This is a genomic window from Undibacterium sp. Di27W (assembly GCF_049340345.1).
In the GTDB taxonomy this organism is placed as follows: Bacteria; Pseudomonadota; Gammaproteobacteria; order Burkholderiales; family Burkholderiaceae_D; genus Undibacterium.
Map to the genome: position 1 here is coordinate 771,588 of NZ_JBMPOS010000001.1, position 19,182 is coordinate 790,769.

Below are 19,182 nucleotides of genomic sequence, written 5' to 3' on the forward strand. Positions count from 1 at the left end.
TATCTCAATTTGTCCGATAATGCTAATAACTGTCCTTAAAGAAATAGTGGAGTAATTCATGGCCGATCAAAATCTCAAATTTTTAGTAGTTGACGACTTTTCTACTATGCGTCGCATTGTGCGGAATTTGCTTAAAGAGTTGGGATATTCCAATGTCGATGAAGCAGAAGACGGAGCAATGGGTTTGGCAAAGTTGAAGAATGGTGATTTCGATTTCGTCATCTCTGACTGGAATATGCCTAATATGGATGGCTTGACGATGCTGCAGCATATTCGTGCTGATCCAGCCTTGTCTAAAATGCCGGTACTCATGGTGACGGCAGAAGCCAAAAAAGAAAACATCATTGCTGCCGCTCAGGCAGGTGCCAATGGTTATGTGGTAAAACCATTTACAGCTGCCACCCTGGACGAAAAGCTGACAAAGATCTTCGAAAAGCTGGGGAAATAGTCAGGCGACAGCTTGAAGTGGAGGAGAACATGAGTCAGAACATCAATCCAAATACTCAGCATGACGATCTCCTGAACAGAGTAGGACACATGACCAGGTTATTGCATGATAGTTTGCGTGGCCTGGGTTTGGACAAGTTGCTGGAACGCGCTGCCGAGGACATACCGGATGCACGTGATCGCCTTGATTACGTTGCTCAAATGTCTGAGAAGGCAGCGCAACGTGTCTTGAACGCGACAGATATTGCCATTCCTTTGCAGGAAGCATTAGATACGGATGCAAAGAAGCTGACTGCCTCTTTTTCTGAAATACAGGCGCAGACTCCGCTGCCTGAACAGTACCAGCAATTTCACGAGCAGTTGCAGGCCTATCTCAAATTGGCCAGCACCAATAGCCTGGAAACCAAGTCCCATTTGATGGAAATCATGATGGCGCAGGATTTCCAGGATTTGACTGGTCAAGTCATCAAGAAGGTAACAGTGCTTGCTCAAAGTCTTGAGCAGCAATTACTACAATTGCTTGTCGATTACTCACCGAATGAACTCAAGAAGGAGACAGTTGATGGGCTGTTGAATGGCCCGCAAATAAATCCGGAAGGGAATGCAGACCTTGTTGCAAATCAAGGGCAAGTAGATGATTTGCTCGATAGTCTAGGCTTCTGAGTTTTTCAGTCATATTAACTAACATAAATAATAAATAAGATGATAGAAGAAAGCTTCATCGTAAGAGAGCCATTACTCGATCCTAAGCAACGAGTCATAGGTTTCCAATTTTCCTGGCAGCAGCCGGATCAAAATGCAGAGGCAAGCACAGAGAGCCTGAGTGCCTTGCTGGAATTTGTCGCAGTACAATTGCAAGATGATGACAAGGGATTCTTGCTTGGCGATAGTCTGTTGTTTCTTGAGGCCGTGCCAGAGTTGTTGCATGCGGAAGGTTTAAAGCTGCTGCCAGCAAAAAATATAGTGCTCATCTTGCACAAGAAGTATTTTGCTGACCCTGCCACTTTGGAGGCAGTGACGGAATTGCGCAAATTGGGCTATGGTATTTGTTTGCGTGGCGCAGAAGTGACGACATTGGAGCGCTCCTATTTCGCGCAAATTTCCCATCTCGAAGTCAAGTTGAATGCGGCTAATTTCGCCTCTCAAGCCAAGGTGTATGCTGCGCTGAAACAATCCACGGTACGTATGGTGGCGCGCAATGTACTCGCATGGCAGGATTTTGATGCTTGCTCGGCATTGGGGCTGGATAGTTTTGTTGGTAAGCTGCATTTGACGCCCAGACCCAGTACAGCGCCCAAGACTTTGAATACGTCTCAGACGACTATTTTGCAGTTGATGGAAATGGTCAGAAAAAATGCGGATATTCAACAACTTGAAGCCGTGGTCAAGCGCGATGCGACTCTGGCTTACAAGCTTTTGCGCTATATTAACTCGGCAGGTTTTGGTTTGCGCACCGAAGTGCAATCCTTGAAGCATGCTGTGCAAATGCTGGGATATAGTCCTTTATACCGTTGGCTCACTCTGTTGTTGGCGACGGCCAGCACCAGTGGCTATTCACCGGTATTGCTGGAAACCGCCATTATTCGAGGCCGCCTGGCTGAAATTCTGGGCCAAAGTAAAATGTCCAAGAGTGAGGCGGAAAATCTGTTTGTTGCCGGTATGTTCTCTTTGCTGGACAGGCTTTTGGGCATCCCTATGGAAGAAGTGCTTTCATCCATACAATTACCAGAGGTTGTCACAGAAGCCCTGATTTCGCGCGGTGGCACTTACGGGCCTTTCCTGGCTTTGGCTGAGGCGTGTGAACTCAATAGCATGCTGGTTGGTTCACTGGCTGAATCTTTGAAGATTACACCAGCAGATTTGAATGCAGCGCATATGGCAGCGTTGGTCTGGGCAAAAAATGTTGCATCCCTAGCCTGATCAAATCGTATATCCATGAAAAGACAAGCATTTGCTTGTCTTTTTTTTGCTTTATCCCGCAAGAATGGATAAAGTTCGCTACTTGAAAAAATAATTATGACAAATTCCATTGAGACATGGTCGATAGGCCGTCATTCTTCACTACTATGAGTAATCTGCAAGCTGAAATCGAAGGGCATCAAGCAAGCATACCAGCATGGTTGGTATGGTTGCTGACCTTTTTCTTTTTGGCTTATGGCCTGGGCTGTTATCCCATACTGGATAATAACGAAGGCTTGTATGCTGAGATTCCCCGGGAAATGCTGGCATCCGGAGACTGGCATCATTGGATCATTCCTTATCTGAATGGTCTGGCGTATATGGAGAAACCTCCATTGCTATACTGGCTGACGGCCATTTGCTTTGCCGTTTTTGGTGAAAACGAATGGGCTGCCAGGGCGGTGCCTGCCATGTCAGCATTGTCATGTGTGGCGATGATACTGTGGTTCGGTCGCCAGATAAATCGGGTGACGGCGGCCAGGCTGGCTGCATTGATGTTCATCAGTGGCTTGGGAGTCATGGCAATGTCGCGCACCCTGATGTTCGATATGCTATTGACAGTGTTTTTGACCGGTGCCCTGATGGCAGGCTATTTGTTCAGCATATCCGGCAATAAGAAAAAACTCTATTGGTCACTGGGATTGCTGGCTTTCGCTTTGTTGGCTAAAGGTTTTGTGGCAATCATCCTGTTTGTGGCCGTGACCTTTGTCTATACGCTGCTATTTTCCAGTTCGGCAGCAGATTTTCTAAAAAGAATACTGACCTGGTTCAATCCCAGGGCTATTGGAATTTTTTTGTTGATAGCCTTGCCCTGGCATATTGCTGCCATCGTGGCTGAACCCATATTTGCCTGGTTCTATTTTATTAATGAGCATGTGCTGCGTTTTTTGGGTAAACGTGAGCCGCATGACTACTATGCTGGTGCGTGGTGGTATTACTTGCCCAGGATGGTGATTTACCTCTTTCCCTGGTCTTTCTTTTTGCCTGTGCTTTTGTTTGTCAAAGCTCAAAAAACAAGCCCTAGAGTGCTGCATTTTTTCCTGGCTTGTGCCTGGATCATGCCTGTGCTGTTTTTCTCAGTCTCTAGTGCCAAGGCGAATTATTATCTCGTCGTGGTCATGCCACTTGCAGCCTTGCAACTTGCTATTGCTTTGGAAGACCGGCAGTTTGGGCGGGCATGGGGCAGGGGGCTGGTGGGCCTGGTCCTGGCGGTTTTGTTTGGTATACTCGCCTGGCAGGCGGGCAAGCAAGGGGCGTCTCAATTTTCTTCCTTGCTCATTTATGGCGTGCAAGGTATACAATTTTTACGGGCATTCATGATTAGTGCCTGTCTCTTGAGCCTAGGTATTGCCCTTGTGGTATGGCGTTTGCCGAGCTTTGGCCTGCTTCCCTTTGCGACGATACCAGCGTTGATTTTGGTGGCACTTATAGGGGTCTTGCAGGCAGGGGCGCAATGGACTTCTACACAGCCCCTAGTGGCGGAATTGTCAGCAAAAGAAGTTAAGCGTGAAGTGTTTTTATTTAAAGTATTTGAGCACCAGTCTTCGCTGCCTTTTTATTTGAAACAACCGGTTAGAGTGGTTGATAGTCGTAGTAGTGATTTGTTTTGGGGAAATAAACTTCACAAGAATGATATTGTTCTTTCAGATACCAATTTTGATACCTTAATAGATAGACAATCCGTAGTTTTGGTTGTTCTCGATGAAGATTTGGACAAAAACCCAAAACTTCCAGATAATCAAACTGAATGTTTTTTGTGCAAAAAATATGCATATAAGTTTAAAAAAATAAAAAAAATCGGTCGCAGTACCATTTTTATGAATTGAGTTTGGCAGTTAGGGCAATTTCTTCCTGCTGGCGTCTGGAGTCGGGTTGGGCATCAAGGTATAATCACGCTTTCTGATCCAACCAGCATATGTGCACGGCAGGTTTTGTGTACTGTGCCTCAACTACCTCGCTCACCATGTTGATATTGCCAGGCTCCAACGCCCTGTCTGCTTTTCGTACCTCCGGTCTTCTCTCTCGTTTGCAAGCTGTTGATGCCAATATAGTTGGTGTCAGCGGTCGCTACGTTCATTTTGTCGATACGGCATCTGAACTGGTCAAGGAAGACGCTGATCGCCTGAATGCTTTGCTGGTGTATGGCGATGCATTTGCTGCCAGCAGCGACGGTGATGTATTTGTCGTGATCCCGCGTTTTGGCACGATCTCGCCATGGGCCAGCAAGGCGACGGATATTGTCCACAATTGTGGCATGACGCATATCCACCGTCTGGAACGCGGCATTATCTATTATGTGCAAGTCAAGACAGGTTTGCTGGGTGGTGCTAAAAAGCTTGCTGATGGCAGCCGTGAACAAGTGGCAGCGCTCTTGCATGATCGCATGACAGAAATGGTGCTGGCCGATGCACAGCAAGCCCAGGCACTGTTTTCTGAGCTGGTCGCCAAGGATCTGGAGCATGTCGATGTACTGCAAGGTGGCAAGGCTGCACTGCTGCAGGCGAATAGCGAACTCGGTCTGGCTTTATCAGATGACGAGATCGATTATCTGGTTGACGCCTTCACCACTGCCAAGCGTAATCCGACTGACGTCGAATTGATGATGTTCGCCCAGGCAAACAGCGAACATTGCCGCCACAAGATTTTTAATGCAGACTGGACTATCGATGGTCAGAAACAGGATAAATCCCTGTTCCAAATGATCAAGAATACCCATGAGCTGCAACCTAAGGGCACCATCGTTGCCTATAGCGACAATTCTTCCATCATGGAGGGTGCAGTCGTTAATCGATTCTTCCCGTCCGGTAAAGACCAGGTCTACAAAGTCACAGAAGAACTGACGCACACTCTGATGAAGGTGGAAACGCATAATCACCCAACCGCCATTTCCCCATTCCCAGGCGCTTCTACTGGCGCTGGTGGTGAAATTCGTGATGAAGGTGCAACAGGCCGTGGTGCCCGTCCAAAAGCGGGCCTGACCGGTTTTACCGTATCCAATCTGATGTTGCCAGGTGCACGTCAGGCTTGGGAAAACGCTGGTGACAGTCTGACTGCAAAAGTCGATATGAATGCCTACGGCAAGCCAGACCGCATCGCTTCACCGCTGCAGATCATGATAGAAGGCCCTTTGGGTGGTGCGGCTTTCAATAACGAATTCGGTCGTCCTGTTCTGGGTGGTTATTTCCGTACCTTCGAACAAAATGTCGGCGGCACGGTGTATGGCTATCACAAGCCCATCATGATTGCTGGTGGTATTGGCAATATCTCGGACAGGCACACCAAAAAGAATGATCTGCCAGTAGGCACGCTGTTGATACAACTCGGTGGCCCAGGTATGCGTATAGGCATGGGTGGCAGTGCCGCTTCTTCGATGGCAACTGGTACTAATACGGCGGATCTGGATTTTGATTCTGTACAGCGTGGCAACCCTGAAATGGAGCGTCGTGCGCAAGAGGTCATCAATTCCTGCTGGCAGTTGGGTGATGATAATCCTGTCCTGTCCATCCATGACGTCGGTGCGGGTGGTTTGTCGAATGCCTTCCCTGAAATTACCAATGATGCCAAGCGCGGCGCGCTGTTTGATTTGCGTAAAGTACCGCTGGAAGAAAGCGGCATGGCACCGAAAGAAATCTGGAGTAATGAATCACAGGAACGCTATGTTCTGGGTATCGCCCCGGAAAGTCTGGAACTGTTCCGCCATTTCTGTGAGCGTGAGCGTTGTCCGTTTGCTGTGGTTGGTACAGCGACGGAAGAACGTCAATTGCGCGTCATCGATCCGCTGAACGACACTTCACCAGTCGACATGCCCATGAATGTCTTGCTGGGCAAGCCACCAAAAATGCACAGGGATGTTAGCCATGTCAGCAATGACTTCCCTAAAATTGATTTGACGGGCATCGATCTGCAAGTTGCCGCTGAGCGCGTGCTGAGTCTGCCGACGGTGGCGGATAAATCCTTCCTGATCACCATTGGTGACCGCACAGTGGGTGCTACTTCAGTGCGTGACCAGATGGTTGGTCCATGGCAGGTGCCGGTAGCAGATTGTGCCGTGACCACCATGAGTCTGGAAGGTTATCTCGGTGAAGCCATGTCCATGGGCGAGCGTACACCGCTGGCTGTGATTGATGCTGCCGCATCGGGCCGTATGGCTGTTGGTGAAGCCATCACTAATATTGCTGCTGCGCCGATCAGGGATATTTCGGATATCAAACTGTCTGCCAACTGGATGGCTGCCTGTGGTCAGCCTGGCCAGGATGCGGCCCTGTTTGATACGGTCAAAGCGGTTGGCATGGAATTGTGCCCGGCGCTGGGTATCAGTATCCCGGTGGGTAAAGATTCTTTGTCCATGCGTACAACCTGGAAGGATGATGGTCAAAGCAAGGCCGTGACTTCACCGGTATCCTTGATTATTTCTGCCTTCTCACCTGTCTATGATGTGCGTAAATCGCTGACGCCGCAAATACGTTTGGACCAGGGTGATACCAGCCTGATTTTGATCGACCTGGGTCGTGGCAAAAATCGTCTGGGTGTATCCTGTTTTGCGCAAGTCATGCAGCAGTTGGGTAACGATGCGCCTGATGTCGATAGCGCAGAAGACCTGAAAGCTTTCTTCGCCGCTATCCAGCAATTGAATAGAGAAGATAAATTGCTGGCTTACCATGACCGTTCTGACGGTGGTCTGTACGCCAGCCTGTGTGAAATGGCGTTTGCCGGTCGTGCTGGCTTGTCCGTCAATCTCGATATCCTGACCATGGATAGTGAGCATGCGGCAGACCAGGGCGATGCCAAGAACTGGGCCAGCCAGGTATCTGAGCGTCGTAATGACATGACCTTGCGCGCCTTGTTCAATGAAGAACTGGGTGCCGTGATACAAGTGCGTACTGAGCAGCGCTCAGAAGTCATGGATGTCTTGCGTAGCTTTAATCTGGGCGCCTGTAGCCATATCATCGGCAAGCCAAACAATAGCGGCATCATAGAATTTACCCGCGATGCCAAGCAAATCTATACACAACCTAGAACTGCATTGCATCAGTTGTGGAGCAAAACCAGCTGGCAAATCGCCCGCTTGCGCGATAACCCTGCCGGTGCCGATGCTGAATACGCGCGTATCGTCGATGCCAATGATCCAGGCATGCAGCCTAAACTGAGTTTCGATCCGCAGCAAGACGTGGCAGCGCCATTTATTGCGACTGGCGTACGTCCCAAGGTTGCGATCCTGCGTGAGCAGGGTGTGAACTCGCATATAGAAACCGCTTATGTCATGCATAAGTCTGGTTTTGAAGCGGTCGATGTGCACATGAGTGACCTGATCGCTGGCCGTGCAAAACTGGCGGACTTCAAGGGCTTGATCGCCGTTGGTGGTTTCTCTTATGGCGACGTGCTGGGAGCAGGTGAGGGCTGGGCAAAAACGATCTTGTTCAATGCCATGATGTCTGATCAGTTCTCGCAATTCTTCCATCGCGATGACACCTTTGGTCTGGGTATCTGTAATGGTTGCCAGATGATGAGTAATTTGAAATCCATCATCCCAGGCGCACAAGCCTGGCCTAAATTCACGAAGAATAAGTCTGAGCAATTCGAGGGCCGTTTTGCCATGGTGGAAGTGGCTGAATCTGCTTCCATCTTCTTCCAGGGCATGGCAGGTACCCAAACACCTATCGCTATCGCGCATGGTGAAGGTTTTGCTGACTTTTCCACAACCGGTGACATCGCCAAAGCACAGGTAGCCATGCGTTTCATTAATAATGCTGGCCTGGCTACTGAGGCTTATCCTTATAACCCGAATGGTTCGCCTCAGGGCATTACCTCGGTCACTAATGAAGATGGCCGCTTTACGGTATTGATGCCGCATGCTGAACGGGTATTCCGCTCGGTCTTGCATTCATGGCATCCAGAGGGTTGGGGTGAAGATTCACCCTGGATGCGCATGTTCCGCAACGCACGCGTCTTTGCTGGCTGATCTTCCCTCGTATTAACAGCAGCCCAAGGGGCGGAATCATGAAAATGATTTCGCCCTTTTGTTTACTCTGGACTCATGAAAATGATTTACATTTGAAATCAGAATTATGCGTCTCCGAGGCGTGTCTTTCCTTATAATGAATCGCCGGGGAAACTTTCTCTAGATAAATGCGATACTTGTTATTCATTGCCTTGTTGTTTGCCTTGCATGATGCCAGTGCAGCAGGGCGCGTGCGTGCCTGTGGCGGCGATAGTAACTGGCCGCCCATGTCCTATGTCAAGGCTGCTGGCGGCCCAGTGGAAGGGCTATCGGCAGATATTTTGAGGAATATCTTCAACGATCCCAGGATAGAGCTCAGACCCTGGGCGCGTTGCCTGCTGGAAGTACAGGCGCGCGAAGGATTCGATATTGTGATGTCGGTATTTAAAAATCCTGAGCGCGAAAAAATCTACCTGTTTTCCCGCAGTTATCACAGCCTCACTCCTTCTTATTTGTATTCCGCGGCACGTTTCCCGCAAGCGCCTTTGCAGGTCCTGGGTGATCTGGAGAAATACAAGGTGTGCTCTCTGCACGGCTCATCAATTTTTTATACCAGGCTGCCAGCATCGGCGATAGAGAGTGGCGCAACCAGCTATACCAGCCTTATGCGCAAGATCGAGCGGGGTCATTGTGATATCGTGGTCGATATGCAGGAGGTCTTGTGGGGATTTGCGCGTTTAAGTCTTTTGCCACTGGATATGAGTACTTACAAAATACTTAATTTGCCACAAACAGAAAAATACCCTTTGCATTTTGGGGTGAGCAAAGACCATCCTCAGGCCGCTCAAATTATTGAGCAATTGGATAAAGGACTTGCCGAGCTGCAGCGCAGTGGTAAATTAAACAGCATCATCAATAAATATCAATAAGCTGTCATGAAAAAAAAGAGGTGCATTTGCACCTCTTTTTTTATCAAGTACAGCGAGATAAGATTACTGTATCTTGGCTTTTTTGATCAGTGCTTGCTGATACGCTTGTACGCGTTGCTGTTGCAAGCCTTCTACAAAATTAGGTTTGACTTCTTCCACTGAAGGGAATTTTGCTGTGCGTGTATCATCGAGTTTGATGATATGAAAGCCAGCTTGAGACTTAACAGGTGTTTCTGTAAATTGACCTTTTTGCAGGGCCTTAACAGCTGTTGCAAAAGTTGGATCCCAGTTAACCGGTGTAGACCAGTCAAGATCGCCACCTTTGGATGCTGAACCAGCATCTTTGGATTGCTTGGCCAGTTCTTCGAACTTGGCGCCAGCTTTCAATTTGGAGATGATCGCTTTGGCATCATCTTCTTTTTCCAGCAGGATGTGGTAGAGGTGATATTCCTTGTCGCCAGCTTGTGCTTTTAACTTGTCATATTCGGCTTGTACTTCTGCGTCTGTGACAGGATTCTTTTTAAGTTGCTCTATCATCAGGGCGCGAACCAAGATGGATTGGCGACTTGCTTCGATTGCTTGTTTTACTTCAGCATTGCCAGCCAAGCCAGATTTTTCCGCTTCTTGTATCAATACTTCGCGGTTAATCAGTTCCTGCTTCAGCATAGTGCGCAATTGTGGGCTGTCTTGCTGTTGTCCCTGAGCAGTTACTTGTTTGACTAATGTTTCAAGGCGGCTGGTAGGAATCGCTTTGCCATTAACCGTAGCCAGATTTTGAGCCATTGCAGGGAGGGCAGTTGCAAGAAGTACTACCAGCAAATGAGCAGGTTTAAAAGTCATTGTCTGTTCCTAAATAACAAAATAAAAAAAACGGATTATAAATAAACTGCTTAGGTCGCTATCTCTGACGGACTCAATGCCACGATATTGAGGGCATGAATTTCCGTTTGCATCATATCGCCAACGGCATCATACACTAGTCGATGGCGAGAAATGCGGTTTAATCCCTCAAATTGCTGACAAACTATTCTTACACTGTAATGACCTGCGCCGCCTGCTGCGCCAGCATGGCCACGATGCGCCTCAGAGTCATCTGTTAATTGACATTGAAGAGGCTGCAAGGTTTCCGTGAGATGGGTTAATATTTTTTCCTGACGTGTCATTGGGCAGGTTCTTCCATATATTTAGCCAGAAACAGGCTCTGGATGACAATAAATGCCGGCATGATGGCAACGACGGCAAGAAGCTTGAAATTGGCCCAGGTATCCGTAGGAAAATTAAATGCCACATAAAGGTTAATGAAACCCATGAGCAAAAAATACAGCATCCATGCATAACTGAGGCGTGTCCAGATTTGCGCCGGTAACTTGATTTGCTCACCCATCGCCAATTGAATCAGGTTACTTTTGAATGCAAACTGGGCCAAAGCAAAGGCGCCGCAATAACACCAATAGAGTACGGTAGGCTTCCATTTGATAAAGGCTTCGTTTTGAAAATACAAAGTGGCGCCACCAAACACCATGATAATGATGAAAGAAATCCATAGCATGGCATCCACTTTTTTACGACGTATGAGCAGGTAACCTATCTGGAATATGGATGCGACCAAGGTAATCGCTGTCGCCAATAAAATGGGTGCCAGCTCAGCTGTGGTACTACCTCCAGACACGATGCCGGAAAAATAGTCGGATACGATGGATTGTGCAGTAGAAGCATTTTTCTCACCCCATTTAAGAGTGAGAAAAAACAAAACTACCGGGAACATATCAAAAAGAAATTTCATTTACAGACAGCTTAAGTTACAGGGTCAAATTTTAAGGAAGCGGAATTGATGCAATAACGCAACCTTGTAGGGGGTGGTCCGTCCGGGAATACATGTCCCAGATGGGCGTCGCAGATATTACACAATATCTCGGTGCGCGTCATGCCGTGAGATGTATCAACTTTTTCGCGGACATAGGCTGGATTTAATGCCTTGAAGTAGCTTGGCCAGCCGCAACCTGAATCAAATTTGGCATCGGAGGCAAACAAAGGTGTGTTGCAGCAGACGCAGGTGTAGATGCCTTCTTCATGGTGATCCCAGAATTTGCCTGTAAAAGCGCGCTCGGTGGCTGCATGCCTGGTGACTTCATACTCCATGGAGCTCAGTTGTGCCTTCCATTCGGCATCTGATTTGACGATTTTACTCATGATTTCCTCTTCACTTTTCCTTGTATCAGGATGAACAACTGACTTCCAGATGCTTTGCCCAGTCTGGCGGCAAGCTTGCATAGTCGTCGTGTTCCTCTTGTTCGTCATAGGGGTTTTCCAGAATGCTCAATAATGTCCTGGCTTCTGAAAAATCCTTCTTTTGCGCTTTTTCTATCGCCTGCTGCGCAAGATAATTTCTTAAAATATATTTGGGATTGGCTGCAAGCATACTGGTTTGACGTGTCTGCTCGTCACTTTGTTCCATTGCCAGACGCGCCCGGTAATTCAGCAGCCATATGTCCAGACTATCCCTGTCCAGAAACAAATCACGCAGCAGCTCATCCTTGGTCGATTTCTGGTTCGAAAGCTTACTCAAATGACGGAAACTCAGGGTGAAGTCAGCATGATTACTTTGTAACAAAGTGAAAAAATCTGCAAATAAGGCCAAGTCAGCTTCGTGATGTGTCTTCAGGCCAAATTTTTGATGCATGAGCGCTGACCATTTTTGTCGATAAACCGCGGGATAATGGCTCAGTGCAGCATTGGTATCGTCGACACTGCCTATGAGCGGCGATAAAGCTTGGGCCAGGGCCTGACAATTCCAATTGCCTATGGCTGGCTGCATGCGGTAGGAATAGCGTCCTTGTTGGTCGGTATGGTTGCAGATATGTTTTTCATCATAGGCTTCCATAAAACCGAATGGACCATAGTCCAGGGTCTGCCCCAGGATGGACATATTGTCGGTATTCATGACCCCATGCATAAAGCCGACCGCTTGCCATTGCGCCATCAGTTCGGCAGTGCGTGTGGTAACGGTGGCAAGCAATGCCTGGTATGGATTATTTTCTGCCTGCAGTTCTGGGTAAGACTGCGCTAGGACATAGTCTGCGAGCAAGCGCAAATCATCCATCCTGTCCTGGTAGTACCAATGCTCAAATGAACCGAAGCGTACAAAGCTGGGAGCTACGCGGGCGACGACGGCGCTGGTTTCCGGCGTTTCGCGGAAAACCATTTGGTCGGAACCGATGACACAGAGTGCGCGTGAAGTAGGAATGTCCAATGCTGCCATCGCTTCCGAGCATAGAAATTCACGTATGGAAGAGCGCAATACGGCACGACCATCACCCATGCGCGAATAAGGCGTCATGCCAGCACCTTTCAGTTGTATTTCCAGATGCTGGCCAGCATGCGATGTGCCGCCTAGCAGTAACGCACGCCCATCGCCTAACTGGCCTGCCCAGACCCCAAACTGGTGGCCTGAATAAACAGCTGCCAAAGGCTTGCTGCCAGGCAGTGCTTGATTACCAGAGAAATAATCAAGAAATTCCGGCGTATTCAGCTTGGTCAGGTCCAGGTTTAATTGTGCAGCAACCTCAGGACTAGCCGCCACCAGATACGGCTGCTCTATAGGGCTGGCAGAAAGATGAGTAAAGAAATGCGGTGGGAGATGGGCAAATTTATTCTCCAGCACGAATTCTTGCAGAGAGAGTGGGGGAGTGGTCATGACGCGCCATATGGCTGTAAAAAGAATAAACGCATTTTGACAGATTTGATCAAAATGCGTTTATTGGAGGGATTTGCTATTTTTTTACTGCCGACAAGTTCAAGCGGTGATGCGTTCCCGCATCTTGCATCCATCAAGCAGGAAGGACAGGCTGATCACCAATACCAACTCCCCTTCGGCAGAACGGGCTGTACCCGTAATGCCCGGCGTGCTGATACAGGTCAAAGGCTTGATCACCAGGTCGGCCGTGCCATCTACCGAATCAACTGACAAAATATAGGGGCTGGGGGCGGCGATGACGATACCAACCCGCTCGGAAGACGGTGTGTATCCCAGCACCTTGCCCAGAGATTTGACTGGTAATGGTCTGCCAAGATCGCGTAAGACTGGTTGGCCACCCACACTTTCAAAAGTCTCAGGCAATTCAACTACCCTCTGTACGGTTGCCATAGGCAGTGCCAGTGACGCACCGTCAGTGCGGACCAGCATGGTTGGTACGATGGATAATTCAATTGGCAAGCGTATCAGGAAGGTGGTGCCGGTACCCAATTGCGAGGCAATGCGGATCGCTCCACGGTGGCGCTCGACGGCTGTTTTTACCACGTCCATACCAACACCGCGACCAGACACGCTGGAGGCTACTTCTTTGGTGGAGAAGCCTGGTAAAAATACCAGTTGGAACGCTTCGTCATCGGTACGGGCATCGTGCGCATTGATCAAGCCTTTGGAGACGGCTTTGTCGCGCAATCTTTGTGCATCCATGCCCTTGCCATCATCGGTCACTTCTATCATGACACTGCTGGCTTCCTGCCAGGCTTTCAGTGAAATCGTGGCGCGCGGTGATTTATTGGCATTGATGCGCTCTTCAGCGGTTTCTATGCCATGGTCAAGTGCATTGCGCAGCATGTGGACCAGGGGGTCGTACAAGCTGTCAACGACGACGCGATCTACCTCAGTCTCGGCACCCGCAATATTCAGATCGACTTCTTTGCCGAGGTCACGCGCAAGTTCCCTGATCAATCGGGGGAATTTCTGGAATAAGCGGCCTACAGGCTGCATGCGTGTCGCCAAAGTAGCACGCTGCAACTCGGTAGAATAACGTGAGGCACGCGTCAAGGTCTCGGTCAATGCTGACATCAAAGGCGCTGCTTGCCCGTCAAACTTGAATTGCGAGAGTTTTTCCAGCAAGACCGCAGCTTGATTGGCTGCTTGTACAGACTCACCAGCAACTTCCAGCAAGACATTCAGCTTGACCGCATCAATGCGTATGCTTTCCTCTTTTGCCGGTGCACTCTGCTTGACTTCACCGCCTGAGAGTGAGGATTTGACAGCTTCGGTCTCTTCTCTTGGCGTTGGCGCATGTACTTCTTCTGCCTCGCTTTCGCTGGCTTCAGCCTCGACTTCTACGTCTGGCAAGGTGCCTGGCGGTGTTACGGCGCGATAATAGGCGTCCCAGTCAACTTCCCCGGTATTCTCTTTTTTAGCCACTGGCGCGGCGGCTTTTTCAACCGCTTTGGGGGCTTCGGGCGCCTTTGGTTTTGCTGCAGCTGTTTTTTTACTGACGCCTTTCATTTCTATAGCGTCCGTCAGCATCTTCTCCAGCGACTTGGGCATGGTCGACAGCTTGTCCGGCTCGGTGCCATTATTCAGGGCAGTGAGCTGGTCAGCGACAAAGCCACTGGCTTCGAGAGCTGCTTCTATGGCTTCTGGCGTGACGGGGACTTGCCCTGTGCGCAGTGCATCGAAGAGATTTTCGGTCAAATGGCAGGCCGACACCATGGCGCTCAAATTCATGAAACCTGCGCCACCCTTAATCGTATGGAACGATCGGAATACGGCATTAAGCGTATTCATGTCGCCGGGATTGCGCTCTAGTGACAGTAGATGTTCTTCTACATTGGTCGCCAGATCGAGCGCTTCGACGACAAATTCTTTGAGCATGTCATCCATTAGAAACCCAGACTATCAAGTAGGTTATCTACATCATCCTGTTCCAACGCTGCGTTCGGGACGGAAGGGCCTTCCATCAATTCTACTGCTTTTTCTTTCAAGTCAGATGGGGCATTGTCCAAAAGTATTTGTGCCAGTTCATGCTCGACACGTTTATTGATGCCTACGACTTTCTTGATTAGTTGACCAGTCAAATCCTGGAAATCCTGCGCCATCATAATGTCCAGCAAGCGCGCTTTTTCAGCATCGGTGGCAGCCAGCACAGTGTTGGCAAAGGTTTTGGAATCGCTGGCCAAAGCCTTGAATTCATCAACGCTAAGTTTGCCTTCAAATAAATCTGTCCAGCGGGCATCCATGGATTTGGCTTTTTTCGCCAATTCATCCTGTTCTGGCATGCCAAGGTCTGTGGCATTCAAGACCTTGTTCGCGGCCTGTTCGGTCAGGGTCGCGACATATTCCAGCCGCCCCTGGGCATCGGCAATTTGTTCGGCAACATCAGACAGTGAGCGGTCATAGCCCAGCTCACGCATGGAATCGTGCAGCATTCTGACCAGGCCGCCCAGGCGGTCAAACATGGGTCTGGTTGAGTCTGCGTCATCGTTATGGAGATTGAATTTGACGGGCGGCGGCTCAGGTGCGGGACTGCTCGCAACTACGGCTGCTCCTGAAGAAGGGGGCTCTACATTGGTTTCCTGGCGCTGATTGGCCATTTCTTCAAACAATGCGTCCAGATCATCTGCTGAATCGGTCATAGTCCTTGGTTCTCCATAATCGCATTGATCATTGTGTAAGCTTCACAAATGTCACGGTGTGTCAGCGAGAGTATGCAGAAATCATCTGATAGTTGCTGCCATTCAGATACTAAGCTTCCGCATGGACTCCGGTCATTTTCCCAATTTCATTTCAATAAATTCGGGCGTAAATTTCATGCATGAACGAGACGGCTTTTTACTCATGTTCATAGTAGCAGGACATTACCGAAGAATAACTCAGAGTAATAAAATTTGTCATTCTTTTGTTACTCCCGATGCAGTTTTGTCACATTCTTTTACGTAAGTTCGCAAAAATTGTTCCGGCGTCTCGATTTTGAACATGCCTGCCTGTTTCATTTTTCTGGCCAGTTTGAGTAAAGCCTTGTCTTTAGTGATCAATACTTCGGCCTGTATGTCGCGTGCAATTTCCAGAAATTTCTGGTCATCCTTATCGCTACAAACCGGTAATTTGCTGGGAGAGATTTCGGCTGGCGTGATGCATGTGATATAGGCATCAAACAAGGCAGTCACCGCCTCTGCGCTGTCATGCCTGGCTGCAAGATGGGGGTAGCTTAACACTGCCAGCCACTCATCCCGGCAATCGCTGCGAGTGAGGGCTAGTATCTGCCCGTTGCGGAGACTTTCAAGCAGAACAGACCACCTGGGGTCTTTGAAAACAAATAAATCCAGGCAGACGTTGGTGTCAATCACTACGCGCTTAGGTATGATGTCGGTCATTTTTGTCTTTAAATTCAATTTATGCTCATTGTATTATCTCCAGCCAAGAGTCTGGACTTTGACACTGCTGTGAAGAGCAGAACTTTGACTGCGCCCCATTTTTTGGATGAGGCCAAGGAGTTGATCGACATTGCCAGAAATTACCAGCCCGATCAATTGGCTGAGCTGATGGATATCTCTCCGGCTCTGGCGCAACTCAATGTTCAACGTTTTGCTGACTGGCAAGTGCAGGCTACGCCAAAGAATAGCAAGCAGGCAGTTTTCGCGTTTAATGGCGATGTCTACGAAGGTTTGGATGTTGCCAGCCTGAATGCGCCACAAGTAAAGTACTTGCAAAATCATCTACGTATTTTGTCTGGTTTGTATGGATTATTGCGCCCTTTGGATGCTTTGCAAGCGTATCGACTGGAAATGGGGACTAGCCTCAATAATGCCCGAGGCAAAAATTTATACGCCTTTTGGGGCGATAAAATAAGTTTGTTACTGAGTGATGTTATTCAGCAACAAAAGTCACAGTCTCTGGTCAATCTGGCTTCTGATGAATACTTTAAAGCTGTTAAACCAGCCTTGCTGGGTGTGCCAGTGATCTCACCTGTGTTCCAGGATTATAAGAACGGTCAATACAAGATCATTTCTTTCTATGCAAAGCGCGCCAGGGGGGTGATGGCTAAATATTGCGCACAGAACGGCATCCGCAAGGCAGAAGACTTGAAGGCCTTTGCCGAAGAGGGGTATGCCTACTGCAAAATGGAATCGACCAAGTCACGCTGGGTATTCCGACGGAATATTGAAGGCTAACTTGGGGTTAAATTGAGGCCTGACGACAGCACAACATCCACCAGATGCAACTAATTTCTGGTGGATGTTGAGATTACATTATTACCAGAACTTCCACCAACTGGTGCTTAAGCGAGCTTTGCCTGTCAGGAAGTCGCTTTTCGGGAAGTTTTGCAGGAAGACGCGGTTCGCATCATCACGCAACTCTGTCATGCCCATGGCATCGTAGGAGCGTATCAGGATAAACATGGCTTCTTCAATTGCAGGCGCATCAGGATATTCCTTGATGGCTGACTGGGCGCGGTTGGCAGATGCCAGGTAGGCGCCACGGCGCAGGTAGTAGCGTGCCACGTGCACGTCATACTGCGCCAGTGCATTCACCAGATATTTCATGCGCAAGATCGCGTCTGGCGTATACTTACTGTCTGGGAATTGAATTGCCAGCTGTTTGAAGGCGTCAAAAGAGTCGCGAGAGGCTTTTGGGTCGCGTTCGGTAATGTCCTGGTTCGCCAGGAAATTCAACAAACCAACCTGGTCATTGAAGTTGATGACGCCACGCAAATAATACATGTAGTCTACATGGCTATGATTAGGATGCAGCTTGATAAAGCGTTCAACTGCTGCCAAAGCCTGGGCTTGATCACCTTGTTTATAATAAGCGTAGGCGGTTTCCATCTGCGCTTGTTGTGCGTAAGTACCAAAAGGGAAGCGAGATTCCAGTTTTTCAAAGTACTGAATGGCCTTTTCGTAGCTCCCACTAGACATTTCGTCTTTTGCTTCAGCGTATAATTTTGATGCTGACCAGGTTTTGGTCTCATCGCCCTTATCACCAAACACCCCGCAGCCGCTTAAACTTAAGGACGCGGCAACAGCCAGAACCAGCAATTTCAAAGATTTAATGTGCATAAATTTGTGCGTGAGCATGAAAACAATTTACGGATTATAGCCGATGGCAAAAAATGTGAAACAAACTACTACAGTGATTTTGTCAGATTCCGACTTGGAGACTGAATTTGAAGAGCTGAACGATAGCACCGAAGTGGACGAAGATTTTTCGCCAGTAGTCGAAAATATAGAAATAAAGCTCACATCAGAAGCCTGTGGTGAGCGTTTGGACAAGACTTTGTCCAAACTGGTTCCCCAATATTCCAGAAGTCGTATCCAGCAATGGATAGAAGCAGGCTTTGTCAGCGTCGATGGTAAGCCGGGTCGTGGCAAAATGACCATGTTGGGTGACGAAAAAATAGTTATTGAACCGCAGGCCGCACCTGACGAGGGTGCTTATGCACCAGAAGATATCCCTTTGAACGTGGTGTATGAGGACGACGACATTCTGGTCATTAATAAACCGGCTGACATGGTCGTGCACCCGGCAGCAGGTAATTGGTCGGGAACTTTATTAAATGGTTTGCTATATCGTTGGCCAGCTTTGCTGGGCGTGCCACGTGCAGGGATTGTGCACAGGCTGGATAAAGATACCTCGGGCTTGATGGTTGTCGCCAAAACCCTGATCGCGCACACTGAATTGGTTCGTCAATTACAGGACCGGACAGTCAAGCGTGAATATTATGCTCTGGTCTGGGGTACGCCGAATTTGTCTGGCACTGTCGATGCACCTATGGCCAGGCATCCGCGTGACCGTATCAAGATGGCAGTTTCTCAAAGCATGCTTGCCAAACCCGCAGTGACTCATTTCCAGCGCGTAGCTGCTGGCATGCTGGAGAAATTCCCAGTCAGCCTGGTGGCTTGTCAACTGGAAACTGGCCGCACCCATCAAATACGTGTGCACATGTTGTCGCTCGGCTTTCCACTGGTAGGCGATCCTTTGTATGGCAAGCAGCATCTGGCGCGCTTCTTCCCGCGCCAGGCTCTGCAGGCGCGCAAGCTGGGCTTGACGCATCCGACCACGGGTGAGCATGTGGAATGGGAAATCCCTCTGGCTGATGATTTTGCAGCATTGCTGCTGCAGGCTGGCATACAGTTGATCGCTAAATAAGT

17 protein-coding genes are annotated in these 19,182 nt (G+C 48.8%); 8 read left to right on the top strand and 9 right to left on the bottom strand.

Annotation, left to right across the window (positions count from 1 at the left end; translation table 11 throughout):
- Positions 1 to 58 precede the first annotated feature (58 nt).
- The 6 genes from cheY (at position 59) to ACO0LF_RS03470 (ending at position 9,273) form a co-directional block, all read left to right on the top strand.
- Positions 59 to 448: a chemotaxis response regulator CheY gene (gene cheY, locus ACO0LF_RS03445; RefSeq protein WP_110253727.1), complete on the top strand. Its 390-nt coding sequence runs from the start codon at positions 59 to 61 to the stop codon at positions 446 to 448.
- 29 nt (positions 449 to 477) lie between these two features.
- Positions 478 to 1,110 (top strand): protein phosphatase CheZ, encoded by a 633-nt coding sequence (cheZ, locus tag ACO0LF_RS03450; RefSeq protein ID WP_423011910.1) that lies wholly within the window; start codon positions 478 to 480, stop codon positions 1,108 to 1,110.
- A 39-nt stretch (positions 1,111 to 1,149) separates the two neighbouring features.
- On the top strand, positions 1,150 to 2,367 hold the full coding sequence (locus ACO0LF_RS03455) for an EAL and HDOD domain-containing protein (RefSeq protein WP_423011912.1): 1,218 nt from the start codon (positions 1,150 to 1,152) through the stop codon (positions 2,365 to 2,367).
- Between the two features lie 359 nt (positions 2,368 to 2,726).
- Positions 2,727 to 4,232, top strand: coding sequence for a glycosyltransferase family 39 protein (locus ACO0LF_RS03460; RefSeq protein ID WP_423012451.1), 1,506 nt, complete (start codon positions 2,727 to 2,729; stop codon positions 4,230 to 4,232).
- Between the two features lie 137 nt (positions 4,233 to 4,369).
- On the top strand, positions 4,370 to 8,365 hold the full coding sequence (gene purL, locus ACO0LF_RS03465; RefSeq protein WP_423011914.1) for a phosphoribosylformylglycinamidine synthase: 3,996 nt from the start codon (positions 4,370 to 4,372) through the stop codon (positions 8,363 to 8,365).
- 167 nt (positions 8,366 to 8,532) lie between these two features.
- Positions 8,533 to 9,273, top strand: coding sequence for a substrate-binding periplasmic protein (locus ACO0LF_RS03470; protein WP_423011916.1), 741 nt, complete (start codon positions 8,533 to 8,535; stop codon positions 9,271 to 9,273).
- 63 nt (positions 9,274 to 9,336) lie between these two features.
- Here the strand turns inward: ACO0LF_RS03470 and ACO0LF_RS03475 are convergent, their stop codons facing one another.
- The 8 genes from ACO0LF_RS03475 to ACO0LF_RS03510 form a co-directional block, all read right to left on the bottom strand.
- Positions 9,337 to 10,113 (bottom strand): peptidyl-prolyl cis-trans isomerase, encoded by a 777-nt coding sequence (locus ACO0LF_RS03475; protein WP_423011918.1) that lies wholly within the window; start codon positions 10,111 to 10,113, stop codon positions 9,337 to 9,339.
- A 50-nt stretch (positions 10,114 to 10,163) separates the two neighbouring features.
- Positions 10,164 to 10,436, bottom strand: a complete 273-nt coding sequence (locus ACO0LF_RS03480) for a BolA family protein (protein WP_423011920.1) — start codon at positions 10,434 to 10,436, stop codon at positions 10,164 to 10,166.
- Positions 10,433 to 11,056 carry a septation protein A gene (locus ACO0LF_RS03485; protein WP_423011922.1) on the bottom strand — a complete coding sequence of 208 codons (624 nt, stop codon included), beginning with the start codon at positions 11,054 to 11,056 and terminating at the stop codon, positions 10,433 to 10,435. The genes ACO0LF_RS03480 and ACO0LF_RS03485 overlap by 4 nt, the downstream gene beginning before the upstream one ends.
- Positions 11,057 to 11,067: 11 nt before the next feature.
- Positions 11,068 to 11,463, bottom strand: coding sequence for a peptide-methionine (R)-S-oxide reductase MsrB (gene msrB / locus ACO0LF_RS03490; RefSeq protein ID WP_423011924.1), 396 nt, complete (start codon positions 11,461 to 11,463; stop codon positions 11,068 to 11,070).
- 25 nt (positions 11,464 to 11,488) lie between these two features.
- On the bottom strand, positions 11,489 to 12,967 hold the full coding sequence (locus ACO0LF_RS03495) for a protein adenylyltransferase SelO (RefSeq protein ID WP_423011926.1): 1,479 nt from the start codon (positions 12,965 to 12,967) through the stop codon (positions 11,489 to 11,491).
- Positions 12,968 to 13,066: 99 nt separating this feature from the next.
- Positions 13,067 to 14,917 carry a chemotaxis protein CheA gene (locus tag ACO0LF_RS03500; protein WP_423011928.1) on the bottom strand — a complete coding sequence of 617 codons (1,851 nt, stop codon included), beginning with the start codon at positions 14,915 to 14,917 and terminating at the stop codon, positions 13,067 to 13,069.
- Positions 14,917 to 15,669, bottom strand: coding sequence for a protein phosphatase CheZ (locus ACO0LF_RS03505; RefSeq protein ID WP_423011930.1), 753 nt, complete (start codon positions 15,667 to 15,669; stop codon positions 14,917 to 14,919). Before ACO0LF_RS03505 ends, ACO0LF_RS03500 begins: the two co-directional genes overlap by 1 nt.
- Positions 15,670 to 15,924: 255 nt before the next feature.
- Positions 15,925 to 16,407, bottom strand: coding sequence for a putative toxin-antitoxin system toxin component, PIN family (locus ACO0LF_RS03510; RefSeq protein ID WP_423011932.1), 483 nt, complete (start codon positions 16,405 to 16,407; stop codon positions 15,925 to 15,927).
- Between the two features lie 21 nt (positions 16,408 to 16,428).
- On the opposite strand from ACO0LF_RS03510, the gene yaaA reads away from it, so the two are divergent.
- Positions 16,429 to 17,205, top strand: a complete 777-nt coding sequence (gene yaaA, locus ACO0LF_RS03515) for a peroxide stress protein YaaA (RefSeq protein ID WP_423011934.1) — start codon at positions 16,429 to 16,431, stop codon at positions 17,203 to 17,205.
- A gap of 81 nt (positions 17,206 to 17,286) precedes the next feature.
- On the opposite strand, the gene ACO0LF_RS03520 is transcribed toward yaaA, so the two are convergent.
- A complete protein-coding gene (locus ACO0LF_RS03520) occupies positions 17,287 to 18,090 on the bottom strand; it encodes an outer membrane protein assembly factor BamD (protein WP_423011936.1) in 804 nt (267 codons plus the stop codon).
- Between the two features lie 55 nt (positions 18,091 to 18,145).
- On the opposite strand from ACO0LF_RS03520, the gene ACO0LF_RS03525 reads away from it, so the two are divergent.
- Positions 18,146 to 19,180, top strand: a complete 1,035-nt coding sequence (locus ACO0LF_RS03525) for an RluA family pseudouridine synthase (RefSeq protein ID WP_423011938.1) — start codon at positions 18,146 to 18,148, stop codon at positions 19,178 to 19,180.
- Positions 19,181 to 19,182: the final 2 nt, after the last annotated feature.

What these genes read in the sequence shown, in the direction of transcription:
- ACO0LF_RS03470 (WP_423011916.1), top strand. Translation starts at nt 8,533, where the DNA reads ATGCGATACTTGTTATTCATTGCCTTGTTGTTTGCCTTGCATGATGCC.
- ACO0LF_RS03495 (WP_423011926.1), bottom strand. Translation starts at nt 12,967, where the DNA reads ATGACCACTCCCCCACTCTCTCTGCAAGAATTCGTGCTGGAGAATAAA.
- cheY (WP_110253727.1), top strand. Translation starts at nt 59, where the DNA reads ATGGCCGATCAAAATCTCAAATTTTTAGTAGTTGACGACTTTTCTACT.
- ACO0LF_RS03505 (WP_423011930.1), bottom strand. Translation starts at nt 15,669, where the DNA reads ATGACCGATTCAGCAGATGATCTGGACGCATTGTTTGAAGAAATGGCC.
- msrB (WP_423011924.1), bottom strand. Translation starts at nt 11,463, where the DNA reads ATGAGTAAAATCGTCAAATCAGATGCCGAATGGAAGGCACAACTGAGC.
- ACO0LF_RS03520 (WP_423011936.1), bottom strand. Translation starts at nt 18,090, where the DNA reads ATGCACATTAAATCTTTGAAATTGCTGGTTCTGGCTGTTGCCGCGTCC.
- ACO0LF_RS03455 (WP_423011912.1), top strand. Translation starts at nt 1,150, where the DNA reads ATGATAGAAGAAAGCTTCATCGTAAGAGAGCCATTACTCGATCCTAAG.
- purL (WP_423011914.1), top strand. Translation starts at nt 4,370, where the DNA reads ATGTTGATATTGCCAGGCTCCAACGCCCTGTCTGCTTTTCGTACCTCC.
- ACO0LF_RS03460 (WP_423012451.1), top strand. Translation starts at nt 2,727, where the DNA reads ATGGAGAAACCTCCATTGCTATACTGGCTGACGGCCATTTGCTTTGCC.
- ACO0LF_RS03500 (WP_423011928.1), bottom strand. Translation starts at nt 14,917, where the DNA reads ATGGATGACATGCTCAAAGAATTTGTCGTCGAAGCGCTCGATCTGGCG.
- ACO0LF_RS03480 (WP_423011920.1), bottom strand. Translation starts at nt 10,436, where the DNA reads ATGACACGTCAGGAAAAAATATTAACCCATCTCACGGAAACCTTGCAG.
- yaaA (WP_423011934.1), top strand. Translation starts at nt 16,429, where the DNA reads ATGCTCATTGTATTATCTCCAGCCAAGAGTCTGGACTTTGACACTGCT.
- cheZ (WP_423011910.1), top strand. Translation starts at nt 478, where the DNA reads ATGAGTCAGAACATCAATCCAAATACTCAGCATGACGATCTCCTGAAC.
- ACO0LF_RS03510 (WP_423011932.1), bottom strand. Translation starts at nt 16,407, where the DNA reads ATGACCGACATCATACCTAAGCGCGTAGTGATTGACACCAACGTCTGC.
- ACO0LF_RS03485 (WP_423011922.1), bottom strand. Translation starts at nt 11,056, where the DNA reads ATGAAATTTCTTTTTGATATGTTCCCGGTAGTTTTGTTTTTTCTCACT.
- ACO0LF_RS03475 (WP_423011918.1), bottom strand. Translation starts at nt 10,113, where the DNA reads ATGACTTTTAAACCTGCTCATTTGCTGGTAGTACTTCTTGCAACTGCC.